Here is a 17,099-nt window from a genome sequence, read left to right on the forward strand (position 1 = left end):
GGCTCAGTCGTTGAAGTTCGTCAGGCCTGGACACCGAAGGGCAGCGTGAACCGCACGTCGCCCTCGACGATGTCGCGCATGTCGGGGATGCCGTTGCGGAACTGCAGGGTCCGCTCCAGACCCATGCCGAACGCGAAGCCGCTGTACTCGTCGGGGTCGATACCACTGGCCCGCAACACATTCGGGTTCACCATGCCGCAGCCACCCCACTCGACCCAGCCGGCGCCACCCTTCTTGCCCGGGAACCAGACATCCACCTCGGCCGACGGCTCGGTGAACGGAAAGTAGTTGGGGCGCATCCGGGTTCGCGTATCGGGGCCGAACAGCGCGCGAGCGAACGCGTCCAGGGTGCCACGCAGATGCGCCATGGTCAGCCCCTTGTCGACCGCCAGGCCCTCGATCTGGGAGAAGACCGGGGTGTGCGTCGCATCCAGCTCGTCGGTGCGGAACGTGCGACCCGGGCACACCACGTACAGCGGCAGGTCCCGCGAGAGCATCGATCGCACCTGCACCGGGGACGTGTGGGTGCGCAGCACCTGACGCGAGCCCTCCGGCGCGATGTGGAAGGTGTCCTGCATCGTGCGGGCCGGATGGTCGGGCAGGAAGTTCAGTGCGTCGAAGTTGAAGTGCTCGGTCTCGACCTCGGGCCCCTCTGCGACCTCCCAGCCCATCGCCACGAACACGTCGGTGACCTGCTCGGAGATGATCGTGATCGGATGCCTGGCCCCGACGGCGCGGCGTCCGGCGGGCAGGGTCACGTCGATCGACTCGGCAACCAGCACCGCCGCGTCACGCTCGGCGAGGAGGATCTCCTTGCGCGCCTCGTAGGCGGCACTCGCCCGGGTGCGGGCCGCATTGACACGCTTACCCGCGTCGGCCTTCTCCTTGCCAGGCAGGGCCCCGAGCGCCCGCCGCACGAGCGACAACGGCGCCTTGTCGCCGAGGTGGTCGATCTTCGCCTTCGCCAGCGCATCCAGATCCGAGGCCCCGGCAAACGCCTGCTCTGCAGCGCCGGCAGCCTCGGCGAGCGACTCCTCGCTCAGCGCCTGCGCGTCGATGATCGGTGCACTGTCGCCCTCGTTCTTGGCCACGGCTCGTGAAACTCCTCGTGTTCGGTTCTGCTCGCGCGTTCTCGGCAAATTCTAGGTTGTCGGCTCGGACGCCCTGTGCTGCACCCGCGCGCTCGCGTACAGGCAGATCGCTGCCGCGGTCGCCAGGTTCAGCGACTCGGCCCGACCACGAATCGGAATTCGCACGCGGTGGTCCGCCCGCGCGGCGAGGTCCGGGTCCAGTCCGTGCGCCTCGTTACCGAACAGCCAGGCCGTCGGACGGGCCAGCAAATCGTCGGCTGCGTCGAGGTCCACCTCACCGTCCGCGGCGGTCGCCAGCACCTGCACCCCGGCCGCGGCGACCGCGGCGAGGACCGTGTCGGTGTCCCGTTCCCGAGCGATCGGCAGGTGGAACACACTGCCCGCGGACGAGCGCACGCACTTGCCATTGTGTGGGTCGACGCTGTCGCCCGCGAGGATCGCCGCGTCGGCGCCGACCGCGTCGGCGACCCGGATCACGGTCCCGGCGTTGCCGGGGTCGCTGATCGCGACCGGTACCGCCAGCAGGCGCGGTCGCGCCCCCAGCGCGGTGGCGAGCGGAACGTCGACGGTCCGGCAGACGGCGACCACGCCCGGCGGCGTGACGGTGTCCCCCAGCGCCTTCGCCGCCCGGTCGGTCACCGGGGACACGCGCACTCGCTGTGCGAGCGCCCGCTCCACCAGCGCGGCATGCCGCACCGAGGCGTCCGCAGTGACGAACAGTTCCTCGATCCGTCCGGTGTCGAGAGCGGCGGTCACCGAATTCGCGCCCTCGGCCAGGAACCGTCCAGTCTTGCGCCGTTCCGCGCCACGCAGCAGCTTGACAGCAGAAACGACCCGTGGCGTCCGCTCGGTGAACGGGTCCACGGGTCGTTCCTGGATCGGCTTGCTCAGGCCGCTTCCCCGGCGGGAGCGTTCACGTCGGCCGGCAGCGCGGCCTTCGCGATCGCGACCAGGCCGGCGAACGCCTCGGCGTCGGAGACGGCGAGCTCGGCGAGGATCTTGCGGTCCACCTCGACACCCGCGGCCTTCAGGCCCTGGATGAAGCGGTTGTAGGTGATGTCGTTCGCGCGGGCGGCGGCGTTGATGCGCGAGATCCACAGCTTGCGGAAGTCACCCTTGCGCGCGCGGCGGTCCCGGTACGCGTAGGTCATCGAGTGGAGCTGCTGCTCCTTGGCCTTGCGGTACAGGCGCGACCGCTGGCCGCGGTAGCCGCTGGAGGCCTCGAGAACGGAACGGCGCTTCTTCTGGGCGTTGACTGCCCTCTTGACGCGTGCCACTGAAAAATCCTGTCAATCGGTCGGGATCGCCTGGACGCTCCCGAGAGGTAATGGAGAAGGTCGAATCAGATGCCGAGCAGGCGCTTGACGCGGGGAACGTCGGCCTTGTCGACCACGGCGACGCCGTCGAGGCGACGGGTGACCTTGGTGGCCTTGTGCTCGAGCAGGTGGCGACGCCCGGCCTTCTGGCGCAGGATCTTGCCGCTGCCGGACACCTTGAATCGCTTCGAGGTGCCGCTGTGGCTCTTGTTCTTGGGCATGGAGTCCTCAGTTTCTGTTTCTTCTACTGCTGCGTACTACGTGCTGGTCTGTCAGCTCGCGGGCGTGTCGGGCGTCTGCGGCTCCGCGGCGGGCGCCTGCGCCTCGGCAGGTGCTGCCGACTGTGCGGGCGCCGGCTGCGCGGGTGCCTGCGGACGAGCGCCACGCTGTGCCTGCTCCTGCGCCTTGACACGGGTCTTGGCGCCCTTATGCGGTGCCAGCACCATCGTCATGTTGCGGCCGTCCTGCTTCGCGGACGTCTCGACGAAGCCGAGGTCGGCGACATCGGCACCGAGCCGCTGCAGGAGGCGGAAGCCCAACTCGGGACGGGACTGCTCGCGTCCGCGGAACATGATCGTGACCTTGACCTTGGATCCGGCCTCGAGGAACCGCACGACATTGCGCTTCTTGGTCTCGTAGTCGTGATCGTCGATCTTCGGGCGAAGCTTCTGCTCCTTGATCACGGTCTGCTGCTGGTTCTTGCGCGATTCGCGCGCCTTCTGCGCGGCCTCGTACTTGAACTTGCCGTAGTCCATGATCTTGCACACCGGCGGACGCGCGTCGGGCGCAACCTCGACCAGGTCGAGGTCGGCGTCCTGAGCCAAGCGGAGTGCATCTTCAACACGCACGATGCCAACCTGCTCACCTCCCGGTCCGACAAGGCGGACCTCGGGTACGCGGATGCGCTCGTTGATGCGAGTCTCAGTGCTGATGGGGCCTCCTAGGTAGAGCGGCGTGGTCGTCCTGACCGCCCGCAGCCCGCCTGCCCACGTCCCCAACAAAAGAACCCCGGCTGGATCTCTCCAGGCGGGGTCCGATGTCGACCGATCACGTGCCGCAGCGTCGTGTACACCTGCACACGCGCCACCCACGCCCCTCACGGGAACCTCGGATCGAACGCACCAGGCCTGTGCGGCCAGGTACCAACACCCGAGTGACCGGAACCGTTGACCTGCGAATATGCTTCGCGGAACAGCGGTGGGAGTCGGACTCCACTTGCTGCCCCCGACGTCGTCAGGGGCGGTCGTGTATGGAAGTCTAGCAGCCATGACAGACGCATCGCACACAGGGGAAGACAGCACCGAAGTCCGCGAACTGGCGGACGTCCCCGCGGTCGAGGTGATCAGCCGGGCGGCCGTCATGCTGATGAGCTCCGCCGCCGAGAAGCTCGGCCTTGCCGCGGACGACCACACCGACAGCGCGAACATCGACCTCGACGAAGCCCGGCGCGTCATCACCGCCCTCGCCGGCCTGGTCACGGCCTCGGTCGAGTACCTCGGGCCGCACGCCGGACCGATCCGCGAGGGCCTCCAGGCCCTGCAGCGGGCATTCCGCGAGGCGTCCGCACACCCCGACGAGCCCGGCAAGGGCCCCGGCGAGAAGTTCACCGGCCCGGTCTACTGAACCACTCGGAAACCGCCACCGCGATGTGAGGCACTTCACATCGCGGTGGCGGTTTCGTTTTCTCCGAAACCTGGACGGCCGACCGGAACGCTCGTGTACAAAGGTCGCGAATGCAGTGGAGGGCACCACATGGAGGCCGGGTTCCGCTACGCAAGAACGGGATCCGATCCTCGAGTGGTCACTGCGATCGGGGGATCATCGCCGAAGCCGTCGTCGGGAAACCCGCAGGCCAAGCGGGGGCGCGGTATCTGATCGATCCGGCACCAGCCGGCCGGCGCAGCACGCGCCTCGGTCGGGTCAGTACATCACCATCAAGGAGACATCCATGGTCAACTCCGGAGACATCGACGGCCTCTTCGGCGCCATTGCCAACATCGTCAACTCGCTGATCGCCGGCGGTTCGTCCACCGGCGGCGGCACCACCGGCACCGTCTGACACGTCCGTCGCGACGGATCAGGGCCGGAACCGCAGCGCGCGGTTCCGGCCCTGATCCGTATACAGGACCGTCACACCTTCGCGGCAGCCTTCCGCGGCGCGCGCTTCCGCTTCGCCGGTGCGGGGGCCGCCACCGGTGCCGCGTCGAGAACCTCGCGCAGGAACCGTCCCGTGTAGCTCGCCGGGACCACCGCGATCTCCTCCGGCGTGCCCTGCGCGACCACCGTCCCACCGCCCGAGCCGCCCTCGGGACCCATGTCGACGATCCAGTCGGACGTCTTGATCACGTCGAGGTTGTGCTCGATGACGATGACGGTGTTGCCCTTGTCGACCAGACCGTTCACGACGCCGAGCAGCTTGCGGATGTCCTCGAAGTGCAGGCCGGTGGTCGGTTCGTCCAGGATGTAGACGGTCCGGCCGGTGGAGCGCTTCTGCAGTTCCGCGGCGAGCTTGACGCGTTGCGCCTCGCCGCCGGACAAGGTGGGCGCCGGCTGCCCGAGTCGCACGTAGCCGAGACCGACCCGGACCAACGTTTCCAGGTAACGGTGAATCGAGGTGATCGGCTCGAAGAACTCCGCAGCCTCCTCGATCGACATGTCCAGGACCTCGGCGATCGTCTTGCCCTTGTAGTGCACCTCGAGGGTCTCCCGGTTGTACCGGGCCCCGTGGCAGACCTCGCACGGCACGTACACGTCGGGGAGGAAGTTCATCTCGATCTTCAGGGTGCCGTCGCCGGAGCACGCCTCGCACCGGCCGCCCTTGACGTTGAACGAGAACCGGCCCGGCTGGTAGCCGCGAACCTTCGCCTCGGTCGTCTGCGCGAACAGGGTGCGGATCTTGTCGAACACGCCGGTGTAGGTGGCGGCGTTGGACCGCGGGGTGCGCCCGATCGGCGACTGATCCACCTGGACGAGCTTGTCCAGCTGGTCCAGCCCGTTGACCCGGGTGTGCCGGCCGGGCACCTGGCGCGCCCCGTTGAGCTTGTTCGCCATCACCGTGGCGAGGATGTCGTTCACGAGCGTCGACTTGCCGGACCCGGACACACCCGTGACCGAGGTCAGCACCCCGAGCGGGAAGCTGACGTCGATGTCCTGGAGGTTGTGTTCCTTGGCCCCGACGACGGTGACCTGCCGCTTCTTGTCGACGGCCCGGCGCACCAGGGGAACGTCGATCGAGGACCGGCCCGAGAGGTAGGCACCGGTCAGTGACTCCTCACAGGTGAGCAGTTCCGCGTACGGGCCACTGTGCACCACCCGACCACCGTGCTCGCCGGCGAGCGGCCCGATGTCGACGACCCAGTCGGAGGTGCGAATCGTGTCCTCGTCGTGCTCGACGACGATCAGGGTGTTGCCGAGGTCCCGCAGACGCGTCAGCGTCTCGATCAGTCGGCGGTTGTCTCGCTGATGCAGGCCGATGGAAGGCTCGTCGAGCACGTACAGGACGCCGACGAGCCCGGATCCGATCTGGGTGGCGAGGCGGATGCGCTGGGCCTCGCCGCCGGACAGGGTGCCCGCGGCACGCGACAGCGACAGGTACTCCAGGCCGACGTCGAGGAGGAAGCCGAGCCGCGCCTGCACCTCTTTGAGCACCTGACCGGCGATCGCCTCCTCGCGGGCACCGAGAGTCAGCGAGTTCAGGAAGCGGGAGCAGTCGGCGATCGACAGCTCCGCGACCTCGGCGATCGACATGCGGCCGTGCTCGCCGGCCTCGATGGTCACCGACAGGATCTCCGGCCGCAGCCGGGTCCCGTTGCAGGCCGGGCACGGTACGTCGCGCATGTACCCGTCGTAACGTTCCTTCATCTGCTCCGACTCGGTCTGTTCGAGCCGCCGGTGCAGGAAGGGCATCACGCCCTCGAACTCGGCATAGTAGGAGCGGGTGCGGCCGTACCGGTTCTTGTACTTGACGTGCACCTGGTGTTCGCTGCCCTCGAGCACCGCCTTGCGCGCCTTGGCGGGCAGTTCCTTCCAGGGGGCGTCCACGTCGAAGCCCATCACGTCGGCCAGGCCGGACAGGAGCCGACCGAAGTACTCGGAGGTCTGCCCCATCGACCAGGGCGCGATCGCGCCGTCGGCGAGGCTCAACTCGGGATCCGGCACCACCAGGTCCGGATCGACCTCCTTCCGGATACCGAGGCCGGTGCATTCGGGGCAGGCACCGTACGGCGAGTTGAAGGAGAACGACCGCGGCTCGAGGTCGTCGATCGCGAGGGGGTGCCCGTTCGGGCAGGCCAGGTTCTCGGAGAAGCGACGCTCACGATCGGTCGCGTCCTCCTCCCGGTCGACGAAGTCCAGGACCACGATGCCGTCGGCCAGTCGAAGGGCGGTCTCGATCGAGTCGGTGAGCCGCTGCTTGGAGCTCGCCTTGACGGTGAGGCGGTCCACCACCACCTCGATGTCGTGCTTCTCCTGCTTCTTGAGCTTCGGCGGATCGGTCAGCTGGTGCACGACGCCGTCGATCCGAACGCGGGCGTAGCCCTGCGTGTTCAGCTGCTCGAACAGGTCGACGAACTCGCCCTTGCGGGTGCGGACGACGGGTGCGAGGACCTGGAACCGGGTTCCCTCCTCCATGGCCAGCACCTGGTCGACGATCTGCTGCGGGGTCTGCTTGGCGATCCGCTCGCCGCAGGCCGGGCAGTGCGGTGTACCGGCGCGCGCATAGAGCAGGCGGAGGTAGTCGTAGACCTCGGTGATGGTTCCCACCGTCGAACGCGGGTTGCGGTTCGTCGACTTCTGGTCGATCGACACGGCCGGCGACAGGCCCTCGATGAAGTCGACGTCCGGCTTGTCCATCTGCCCGAGGAACTGCCGGGCGTACGCGGACAGCGACTCCACGTACCGCCGCTGCCCTTCCGCGAAGATGGTGTCGAAGGCGAGCGAGGACTTGCCCGAACCGGAAAGGCCGGTGAAGACGATCAGACTGTCGCGCGGCAGATCGATGTCGATCCCCCGCAGGTTGTGCTCACGCGCCCCTCGCACGATCAGGCGGTCTGCCACTCTCGATCCTTTCTCACGCCGAGTCCTGTGTGGAGTTCACGGCCGTCCACATGGTAGGCCGACTGTCCGACACGACTCCGCGCCGACGCGGGCGTCGCAGGTGATACGACGCGGGCATCGCAGTTCACACCGACGCGGGCGTCGGATCGGACACGACGCGCGCTCCCGGACCCCGCGGAGGCCGCCGCGACGGTAGCCTCCCCTCATGGAACGGCAGCAGATGCACATCGACGACCACTACACCGGGGTGCTGACGCAGGGCGCCGACCCACAGCGCCGCACGATCGCGGACGCCACGATCACGAAGATCTCGGTGGGCCCGATGGACAACAACGCCTACCTCGTGGTGGATGCGGGCACCGGAGAGTCCCTGCTCATCGACGCGGCGAACGAGGCGGACCGGCTGACAAGCCTGCTCGCGACCGCGGCTCCGCATCTCGGTTCGATCGTGACCACCCATCAGCACCCCGACCACTGGCTCGCGCTCGCGGACGTGGCTGCGGCGACAGGCGCACCCACCATCGCCCACCCCCTCGACGCCCCGGCACTGCCGGTGGTGCCGGCCCGCACCGTCACCGACGGCGACCTCGTCGAGGTGGGCAGGCTCGCACTCGAGGTGATTCACCTTTCCGGTCACACCGACGGGTCGATCGCGCTCGCGCTCACCGACCCCGCCTCCGGCCAGGTGCACCTGTTCACTGGGGATTCCCTCTTCCCCGGTGGTGTCGGCAAGACGGCGGACGCGCAGAAGTTCGACTCCCTGTACCGCGACGTGACGACCAAGCTGTTCGAGCGGTTCCCGGACGACACGGTCGTCTATCCCGGACACGGCCGCGACACCACGATCGGCGCCGAGCGACCGTTCCTCGCCGAGTGGCAGGAGCGCGGCTGGTGAGCTGACCCGCCGGCGCCACGTGCCGCCGTGGCCCACCGAGTGAGAGGGGCAACCGATGACCGAGCCGATCACCGAGTTCGACACCCGGTACAGCGAGCCGGGGACCGTGGCGGTGAGCTGGGAGTGGGGCCGCCAGGTCCTCACCGACGCGGAGCTCTACTGGATCACGACGGTGCGTCCAGACGGCCGACCGCACGTCACGCCGCTGATCGGTGTCTGGATGGACGAGGCACTGCACTTCTGCACCGGCCCCGGTGAACGCAAGGCGCTGAACCTGCGCCACAACCCGGCGGTCGCGCTCACCACCGGAACCAACTCCTACGCGGAGGGTTTCGACGTGGTCGTCGAGGGGTACGCCGAACCAGACCGTGACGTCCCCACCCTGCTGCGCATCGCCGACGCCTACGTGGCGAAGTACGGGCCGCAGTGGCGATTCGAGGTGACGACCGACGGGTTCCGCGGCGGCGGCGGACCTGCCCTGGTGTACCGGGTCGCACCGGTCACGGCGTTCGGTTTCGGCAAGGGCCCGTTCAATCAGACCCGGTGGCGATTCGGTGCGCGTCGAGCAGGCGTTTCTGCGGACATCCGCCCGGGCGATTAGAATCACTGGGCCCTTTTTGCCCGTGTTTCCGCCCGAGGAGATCACTTGCCCGACGAGGTCCACGCCGACCGAGAGCGCGAACAGCAGTACCTGACGATGTTGTACGACCGCCTCGACGGACTGCGCGAGTACGCCAAGTCCCGCCTGGCGACGGTGCTGCTGCAAACCGGGGGCACGCCGCAGGCTCGCAGCGAACGCGAGTCCTTCACCCAGATGTACACCGAGGACATCGCCAAGTACGACGCCGCGGAGAACGGCCTGTGCTTCGGTCGCATCGATCTCGACCCGGACGCGGCTGACGGCGACGGCCACCGGTACATCGGCCGCGTGGGCATCCTCGACGAGGACAACGACTACGAGACGCTGTTGCTGGACTGGCGGGCGCCGCTGGCCCGGCCGTTCTACCTCGCCACCACGGCGTCCCCGGAGGGTGTGACGCGGCGCAGGCACATCCGCACCCGCAGCCGCACGGTGACGGGTCTGGGCGACGAGTACCTCGACCTGGCCGCAGCGCAGCGGGCCGGTGTCGTCTCGGACGACGGCGGCGTGGCCGGCGAGAGCGCACTGTTGGCGGCGCTGAACGCGGCCCGCACCGGGCAGATGACCGACATCGTGGAGACCATCCAGTCCGAACAGGACGCGATCATCCGCTCGACCCACAAGTCGGTGATGGTGGTCCAGGGGGGCCCGGGCACCGGGAAGACCGCGGTCGCACTGCACCGTGCCGCATACCTGCTGTACACCTACCGGCAGCAGCTGGCGAAGTCCGGGGTGCTGATCGTCGGGCCGAACGCGACCTTCCTCGACTACATCGGGCAGGTGCTGCCGTCTCTCGGTGAGACCGGTGTCCTGCTGTCCACGATCGGTGACATGTATCCCGGGGTGGTTGCCACGCAGCAGGATTCGCTGGAGGCCGGCGAGATCAAGGGTTCGCTGGACATGGTGGCGGTCCTCAAACAGGCGGTCCGGGACCGACAGTTGGTGCCGCGCACGCCGGTCACCCTGCCGTTCGACACCTACACGGTCACCCTCGACCGCAAGATCGTCACCCGGGCCCGGGGCCGCGCGCGGTCGTCGCGGCGTCCCCACAACCTGGCCCGGCCGATCTTTGTCTCCGCGGTGATCGAGGCGCTCGCCGACCAGTTCGCTGCGACCCTCGGAGCGAATGTGCTCGGCGGGGCGAACCTGCTCAGCCGCGACGACGTCGCCGACATCCGGGACGAGATGCGGACCGACACCGAGTTGATGGCCGCGATCGACGAGCTGTGGCCGCACCTGACGCCGCAGCAGGTGCTCACGGATCTGCTGCAGTCCGACGAGCGACTGGCGTCCGCGGCCATCGACCTCACCGCGGAGCAGCGGGCGCTGCTGCACCGGAGGCGCCACACCGGGTTCAGCGCCGCCGACGCCCCCTTGCTCGACGAACTGGCCGAACTGCTCGGGATCGACGACGCCGCCGAACGTGAGCGGGCGGCGCGGCAGTGGCGTGCGCAGATCGCCGACGCGCAGGGTGCACTCGACATCCTCACCGGCTCCGCACCCCAGGACCTCGAGGACGATCTCGACCCCGAGATCCTGATGGCGTACGACCTGGTCGACGCGAGCCAGCTCGCGCAGCGGCACGAGATGCGGCAGCAGTTGACGGCCGCCGAACGCGCGGCGGCCGACCGGACCTGGACATTCGGTCACGTCATCGTCGACGAGGCCCAGGAGCTCTCGGCGATGGCCTGGCGAATGCTGATGCGGCGCATCCCGAATCGCTGGATGACCCTCGTCGGCGACACCGCGCAGACCGGGGATCTGGCGGGCAGCTCGTCGTGGCAGACCGCGCTCGAGCCGTACGTCGCCAGCCGCTGGAAACTGACCGAGTTGACGGTGAACTACCGCACGCCGTCGGAGATCATGACGGTCGCGCAGGACGTGCTTGCGGCGATCGACCCGCAGCAGGCGGTGCCGCGGTCGGTGCGCGACTCCGGGAACCAGCCATGGGCACACCGGGCCCCGGCAGGTGACGTGGCGGTGGAGGTGCGCCGCAGGGTCGCCGCGGAGACCGGTCCGGGGCTGGTCGCGGTGATCACCAGCGAGGAGGGCGTGGACGAGTTCCGTGACCTACACGGCGATTCGGTCAGCGTGCTGTCGGTCCGCGAGGCGAAGGGACTCGAGTTCGACGTGGTGATCATCGTCGAACCCGCGCTGATCGTGGACTCGTCACCGCGCGGAATGAACGATCTGTACGTCGCACTGACACGGGCGACACAACGCCTCGGCGTCGTGCACGCCCGGCCCCTGCCCGACGTCCTGTCCAAACTGGTTGCGGTGCAATAGAAGACCGGCACGTGCGTGGGCATGCACGCGAAACGCCTTCGCGTGCGCCGGCAAGCTGCCGACGCACGCGAAGGGCGCACTCAACGAACGGTGTGAACGATCAGAACGTCGCAGGTCGACTTTCGGGCGGCGTCGGACGGCACCGAGCCGAGCAGCCGGCCGGTCAGGGTGTTCAGCCCCCGGTTTCCGACCACCAGCAGATCCGCGCTCACCTCGTCGACCAGCCCGAGCAGCGAATCCACGGGGGCGCCGACGATGGCCCGCTCGACGATGTTCGCGGCCCCGACCGCGTGGGCGCGCTCTCGCGCCGTGCGCAGGATCTCGTCGGTCGGCGCGGAACCCGTGATCTGGTAGGCGTCCTCACCGAGCGTGTCCTGCGCCGCTTCGATGTCCTTCGGATCCGCGGGGTGGTACGCGCAGGCGATGACGAGCTTGGCGTCCGCGTCGCGCGCAAGCGCCGCGGCCTTGTCCACCGCCTTCAGCGACGAATCCGAGCCATCGGTCCCCACGACGATGGTGCGGTAGGCACTCATTCATTCCTCCGGTTGTCGCATGCCCCACCGTCCCCGGTGGCGCGTTGGTCGTCGCCGGTCACCGCGCGAAACCGCGTCGGAGAACCCGGCTGCTCGCCGCAACCCTAGTCGGATGCCCGTCCCCCGCGGGGGAATTGCGGGCCAAGCCACATCTGTCGTGTCTGACTAGATTGGATCTCATGTCTCCGACCCGGTCGCGCGCACCGCGGGTCGCGGCCGTCGTGACCGTGGTGCTACTGGTCGTCGCGGGAGTCGGCACCGGCCTTTACCGGGCGGACCGCCGGCCCGGCGTCACCACCTCCGACGTGCGTGTCACCACCGCCGAAGCACGGGGCGCCACCGGCGAGGTGAACATCGATGCGAGCCTGTACCTGCCTCAGCACACGCCCGCGCCCGCCGTTCTGCTCGCGCACGGGTTCGGCGGATCCAAGGACACTCTGGCGGACCAGGCCCGGAACCTCGCCGCCGACGGTGTCGTGGTCCTGGCGTACAGCGCCCGCGGATTCGGCGCCAGCACCGGCACGATCTCGCTGAACGACCCGGATCGCGAGGTGGCCGATGCGCGGGCCCTCGTCGACTGGCTGGCCGCGCGGCCGGAGGTCGAACTGGACGGGGTCGGCGATCCCCGGATCGGAGTGACGGGCGCGTCCTACGGCGGCGCGCTGGCGCTGATGCTCGCCGGCAGCGACCCTCGGATCGATGCGGTGGCCGCGGCGATCACCTGGAACGACCTCGGCCAGGCCCTCTTCCCGAACCACGGCCTCCGACCCGGGCACGAACCGGCCGCGACTCCGGCCGACGCCGGGTACGGCGGCCCCGGCGTCCTCAAGCGCGGTTGGGCCGGGATCTTCTTCGGGGCGGGGGTGTCCGGGGCGGGGACCCCGGGCGCCGACGCCTGCGGGCGCTTCGACCCGTCGATCTGCCTCGCCTACGGTTCCGCGGCGGTGACGGGTCTGCCGACACCGGAACTGTTGGCGCTGCTGCGCGCCCACTCCCCCGCGGCGCTGGCCGAGCACATCACCGCGCCGACGCTGCTCCTGCAGGGCGAGCAGGACACCCTGTTCGGCCTCGACCAGGCCGACGCGACGGCACGGCAGATCGCCGCGTCCGGCACCGATGTGCAGGTGCGGTGGTTCCCCGGCGGGCACGACGCCGGCGGCGACTCGCCGAGCAGCCGGGCCTCGGCCGCCCGGTTCCTCACCGCGCAGCTGAGCGGCGACTCGAGCGGCACCTCGACTGACCGCGAGTTGCCCTTCGTGTTCACGCTGCCCGGGACGAGCGGCGGCGATCGGCCGTCCTACCGCCGAATGACCGCACCGAGCTATCCGGGCCTGACCGCGAGCGCTGCCCCTGTTCCGCGTGAGCAGCTGGCCCTGTCCGGGCCACCGCAGACCGTTGACCGGCCTCCGGGAGCGTCACCGGCTGCGGTGTCGTCGGTGCCGGGTCTGGGCTCGGCGGCGGACCTGCTCGCCGTCGCGGGGCAGGCGACCGGATTGTCGACCGATCCCCCGGGACAGACGGCCCGCTTCGCCACCGCTCCGCTGGACCGTCCGGTGACCGTCACCGGAACCTCCACCGCGCAGTTGAGTGTCACCGCGTCGGCTCCGCCCGGCGAGGCGGTGCTGTACGCGAAGCTGTACGACGTGTCGCCTCAGGGGCGTCACGTGCTGCCCGGGGGCGCCGTCTCCGCAATCAGGATTCCGGATACTCCTGCCGGGCAACAGATTCCACTGTCCGTGACACTTCCTGCCGTCAGCCACCAGGTACCGGAGGGACATCACCTGGAGCTGGCGGTGACCACCACCGACCAGGCGTACGCGAACCCGCTGTCCCCGGCTCGCTTCACGATCGCCCTCACCGACGGCACCCTGTCCGTGCCCAGTGTGGCCGCGTCGTCGTCCAGTCGGGCGATCCCCGTGGCCCCGCTCGTGGGCATCGGCGTGATCCTCGCCGGGATCGGCGCGCTGGTGACGATCGGGGTGCTGCGGTCCCGGCGCCGTGCGGTCGCGGAGGTCGACCCGGCACTCGTCGGCACCCCGCTCGTCGTCACCGGGTTGCGCAAGACGTACGGCACCGGGTTCCGCGCGGTCGACGGCGTCGACTTCACGGTGCGACGGGGCCAGGTGCTGGGCCTGCTCGGACCGAACGGTGCGGGCAAGACGACGACGCTGCGGATGCTCATGGGGTTGATCACCCCGACCGCGGGCGAGATCCGCGTCTTCGGACACCGGGTGACGCCGGGCGCTCCGGTGCTGTCCCGGCTCGGGTCGTTCGTCGAGGGATCCGGTCTGCTGCCGCATCTGAGCGGGATCGACAACCTGCGCCTGTACTGGGCCGCCACGGGGCGTCCGGAGTCCGAGGCCCGGATGGACGAGGCGCTCGAAATCGCCGACCTCGGCGACGCGGTGACCCGCAAGGTCCGCTCGTACAGCCAGGGGATGCGGCAACGGCTCGCGCTGGCGCAGGCGATGCTCGGCCTACCCGACCTGCTGGTGCTCGACGAGCCGACCAACGGGCTCGACCCGCCGCAGATCGCAACCATGCGGGAGGTCCTGGTGAGCTATGCCCGGGGCGGCCGGACGGTCCTGGTGTCCAGTCACCTGCTGGCGGAGGTCGAGCAGACCTGCACCGACGTGGTGGTGATGAACCACGGCCGGGTGATCGCCGCCGGCACCGTCGAGGAGTTCACCTCCGCGCAGGGCGCCACCGAACTGCGCGTCGACGACGCCGACGCGGCCGCAGACGCGCTCGCCGCTCTCGGCACGCCCGTGCACCGGGTCGACGACGACCGGGTTCGCGTGGACCTCGGGGAGACCGATACCGCTGACGCGGTGCGAGCACTGGTCGGCGCGGGTGTCGCGGTCCGACGCGTGGCCCGGACCACCCGCCTGGAGGACGTGTTCCTGCGGTTGGTGCACACGTCGGATCATCGAGAGGAGGCACCGTGAGCATCGGACGATCCCGCTCCGACGAGGTCGCGATCCCGGCGGACGGCCGTGCGCCGGGATACCGGGCCGGGCGGACGCTGCCGTTGCGCACCGAGTTGGTGCGGCAATGCAAGCGCCGCCGCACCCACCTCGCATTGGGATTCCTGGCCGTGTTGCCTCTGATCCTGGTCCTCGCGTTCGCGATCGGCGGCACCGGATCCGATTCCGGCGCAACCGATCTGATCGAGCTCGCCACCCGGGGCGGGGTCAACTTCACCGTGTTCACCCTGCTGATGTCCGTCGGCTTCCTGCTGATCGTTGTCGTCGCGCTGTTCTTCGGCGACGCGATCGCCAGCGAGGCGTCCTGGTCGTCGCTGCGCTACCTGCTGGCCATCCCGGTTCCGCGCAGCCGGCTGCTGCAGCAGAAGGCGATCGTCTCGGCGGTCCTGTCGATTGCGGCCCTGCTGCTGCTCGTGGTGGTCGCGTTGACGGTGGGCACCGTGTCGTACGGCACCGCACCGCTGGTCACCCCGTTCGGCGACTCGCTCGGCTACGGCGAGGCGATCGGCCGCCTCGCGCTCGCCCTCGGGTACGTCGCGGTCAACCTGATCTGGGTGGCCGGGCTGGCACTGCTGCTGTCCGTGCTCACCGACGCCCCGCTCGGTGCCGTGGGCGGCACGGTGATGGTCTCGATCCTGGTGCAGATCCTCGACCAGATCACCGCGCTCGGCCACTGGCGGGACTACCTCCCCGGGCACTTCTCCTTCGCCTGGACCCGATTCCTCGCACCGACGGTCGACTGGCACGACATCGTCGTCGGCTCGTTCGCCGCGCTCGCCTACGGCACCGCCTTCGCGGTCGCCGCCTGGTGGTGGTTCGCGCGCAAGGACATCACCAGCTGAGTCCCGGCGTCACCGGTGTTCGACCAGGCACGGTTGCGCACCGACGTCGACGGCGGGAAACTCGAAGTCACCCGGGCTCCGACAGCCAGCCGACGCATTTCACCGTCGGCACCGAACGAAAAGCGAGAGATCGTGCCTCCTCTCCAAGATCTCCTGGCCGCGTTCGCTCCCCGTCGGGCCGATGGGGAGGCCGCGCATCGCGACCGCGCACGCATCGGCGGTGCCGTGTGAGGGCCGTACGGTGTGCCCGCGGGGAACTCGCGATCGTCGAACTACCGGACCCGAATCCGGACCGGGGCCAACTCGTGCTGAATGTTCTCCGCGCCGGCATCTGCGGCTCCGACCTCCACGCACGCAGACACGCGGACGAACTCGCCGGGGTGATGGACGAACTCGACTATCACGACATCATCCGGTCCGACTCCCCGACGGTGTTGGGTCACGAGTTCTGCGGCGAGGTCGTCGAGCGCGGCGCCGGCGCCGGCGCCGGGAAGTCCTTCACCGAGGGCACCCGGGTGGTGTCGTTCCCGCTCGTGCGGGCCCGAGGGGGAACACACCCGACCGGACTGTCCCCGCTGGCTCCGGGGGCGTTTGCCGACAAGGTCCTGGTCGAGGCGTCGCTGTCGTTCGCCGTCCCCGACGGCCTCGACAGCGAGATCGCAGCACTGACCGAGCCCATGGCGGTGGCGCATCACGCGGTGCGCCGCAGCGAGATCGGACGCAGGGACGTCGCCGTCGTTCTCGGCTGCGGCCCGGTGGGACTGGCCGTGGTGTGTCACCTCAAGGCCAGGGGCGTGCGAACAGTGGTGGCCAGCGACTTCTCCCCCGGACGTCGCGCCTTGGCGACCGAGTGTGGGGCCGACGTCGTCGTCGACCCGGCCGTCGATTCACCCTGGCACGCAGCAGGCGCTCGCGGCTGGAGATTCTCGGCACCGGAACTACTCGACTACGCAGTCGACACCATGGACCGCCTGCGCAAGCTGCCCGGCTGGGCGTACGTGAACCGCGCGGCCCAGGCGATCGGGCTGGCCGACCAACCCCACCCCATCGTGTTCGAGTGCGTCGGTGTACCCGGCATGCTGGAGGGCATCCTCGCCGCGGCCCCGCTGGCAACGCGCGTCGTCGTGGTTGGGGTATGCATGAGCGAGGACAGGCTGCGGCCCGCGATGGCCGTCAACAAGGAGCTCGATCTGCGGTTCGTTCTGGGCTACACGCCGCTGGAGTTCCACGACACCCTCCACCTGCTGGCCGACGGCAAGGTTGACGCGAGCCCGCTGGTGACGGGCACTGTCGGTCTCGCGGGCGTGCCCTCCGCATTCGACGTGCTCGAGCGCGCCGACGTGCACGCGAAGGTGCTCGTCGATCCGTGCAGCGAGGTGGAAACTCTGTCCACCTCGTCGCGCCCCACCTGAGAGCACATCGCCTCCGGCGCCGACGCGCTCCCCTGTCGACGG

General features: G+C 69.4%; 14 protein-coding genes. 7 read left to right on the forward strand and 7 right to left on the reverse strand.

The genetic code is table 11. The features are described 5' to 3' along the window. Window positions 1-20 precede the first annotated feature (20 nt). The 5 genes from pheS to infC all read right to left on the reverse strand — a co-directional run bounded on the left by pheS (window position 21) and on the right by infC (window position 3,384). Window positions 21-1,091, reverse strand: a complete 1,071-nt coding sequence (gene pheS / locus ACWEPG_RS18135; protein ID WP_450116411.1) for a phenylalanine--tRNA ligase subunit alpha — start codon at window positions 1,089-1,091, stop codon at window positions 21-23. Between the two features lie 51 nt (window positions 1,092-1,142). Beyond that, on the reverse strand, window positions 1,143-1,955 hold the full coding sequence (locus ACWEPG_RS18140; RefSeq protein ID WP_450116412.1) for a TrmH family RNA methyltransferase: 813 nt from the start codon (window positions 1,953-1,955) through the stop codon (window positions 1,143-1,145). Between the two features lie 23 nt (window positions 1,956-1,978). Continuing rightward, window positions 1,979-2,368 (reverse strand): 50S ribosomal protein L20, encoded by a 390-nt coding sequence (gene rplT / locus ACWEPG_RS18145; RefSeq protein WP_450116413.1) that lies wholly within the window; start codon window positions 2,366-2,368, stop codon window positions 1,979-1,981. Between the two features lie 65 nt (window positions 2,369-2,433). Further along, window positions 2,434-2,628: a 50S ribosomal protein L35 gene (gene rpmI / locus ACWEPG_RS18150; protein WP_007531459.1), complete on the reverse strand. Its 195-nt coding sequence runs from the start codon at window positions 2,626-2,628 to the stop codon at window positions 2,434-2,436. 51 nt (window positions 2,629-2,679) lie between these two features. After that, the gene (gene infC, locus ACWEPG_RS18155; protein ID WP_452595049.1) at window positions 2,680-3,384 is read right to left on the reverse strand and encodes a translation initiation factor IF-3; all 705 of its coding nucleotides are present in this window, start codon (window positions 3,382-3,384) and stop codon (window positions 2,680-2,682) included. 289 nt (window positions 3,385-3,673) lie between these two features. Here infC and ACWEPG_RS18160 point away from each other — a divergent pair, with 289 nt between their 5' ends. Next, a complete protein-coding gene (locus tag ACWEPG_RS18160; protein WP_450116414.1) occupies window positions 3,674-4,030 on the forward strand; it encodes a DUF1844 domain-containing protein in 357 nt (118 codons plus the stop codon). Window positions 4,031-4,537: 507 nt separating this feature from the next. Here the strand turns inward: ACWEPG_RS18160 and uvrA are convergent. Next, window positions 4,538-7,462 (reverse strand): excinuclease ABC subunit UvrA, encoded by a 2,925-nt coding sequence (uvrA, locus tag ACWEPG_RS18165; protein ID WP_450135167.1) that lies wholly within the window; start codon window positions 7,460-7,462, stop codon window positions 4,538-4,540. Between the two features lie 205 nt (window positions 7,463-7,667). Here uvrA and ACWEPG_RS18170 point away from each other — a divergent pair, with 205 nt between their 5' ends. From ACWEPG_RS18170 to ACWEPG_RS18180, 3 genes are all read left to right on the forward strand, one after another. Continuing rightward, window positions 7,668-8,357 (forward strand): MBL fold metallo-hydrolase, encoded by a 690-nt coding sequence (locus ACWEPG_RS18170; RefSeq protein ID WP_450116416.1) that lies wholly within the window; start codon window positions 7,668-7,670, stop codon window positions 8,355-8,357. A gap of 55 nt (window positions 8,358-8,412) precedes the next feature. Then, window positions 8,413-8,958 (forward strand): pyridoxamine 5'-phosphate oxidase family protein, encoded by a 546-nt coding sequence (locus ACWEPG_RS18175; protein ID WP_450116417.1) that lies wholly within the window; start codon window positions 8,413-8,415, stop codon window positions 8,956-8,958. A 96-nt stretch (window positions 8,959-9,054) separates the two neighbouring features. Beyond that, on the forward strand, window positions 9,055-11,283 hold the full coding sequence (locus ACWEPG_RS18180; RefSeq protein ID WP_452595050.1) for a HelD family protein: 2,229 nt from the start codon (window positions 9,055-9,057) through the stop codon (window positions 11,281-11,283). Between the two features lie 80 nt (window positions 11,284-11,363). On the opposite strand, the gene ACWEPG_RS18185 is transcribed toward ACWEPG_RS18180, so the two are convergent. Beyond that, on the reverse strand, window positions 11,364-11,816 hold the full coding sequence (locus ACWEPG_RS18185) for a universal stress protein (protein ID WP_450116418.1): 453 nt from the start codon (window positions 11,814-11,816) through the stop codon (window positions 11,364-11,366). Between the two features lie 179 nt (window positions 11,817-11,995). On the opposite strand from ACWEPG_RS18185, the gene ACWEPG_RS18190 reads away from it, so the two are divergent. The 3 genes from ACWEPG_RS18190 to ACWEPG_RS18200 all read left to right on the forward strand — a co-directional run bounded on the left by ACWEPG_RS18190 (window position 11,996) and on the right by ACWEPG_RS18200 (window position 17,057). Next, complete coding sequence (locus ACWEPG_RS18190; RefSeq protein WP_452594931.1) at window positions 11,996-14,764, forward strand: alpha/beta fold hydrolase; 2,769 nt, start codon at window positions 11,996-11,998, stop codon at window positions 14,762-14,764. Then, window positions 14,761-15,645: an ABC transporter permease gene (locus ACWEPG_RS18195; protein ID WP_450116420.1), complete on the forward strand. Its 885-nt coding sequence runs from the start codon at window positions 14,761-14,763 to the stop codon at window positions 15,643-15,645. The genes ACWEPG_RS18190 and ACWEPG_RS18195 overlap by 4 nt, the downstream gene beginning before the upstream one ends. 227 nt (window positions 15,646-15,872) lie before the next feature. Beyond that, window positions 15,873-17,057 (forward strand): zinc-binding dehydrogenase, encoded by a 1,185-nt coding sequence (locus ACWEPG_RS18200; RefSeq protein WP_450116421.1) that lies wholly within the window; start codon window positions 15,873-15,875, stop codon window positions 17,055-17,057. Window positions 17,058-17,099: the final 42 nt, after the last annotated feature.

The sequence above is a fragment of the Rhodococcus sp. NPDC004095 genome (assembly GCF_053604015.1).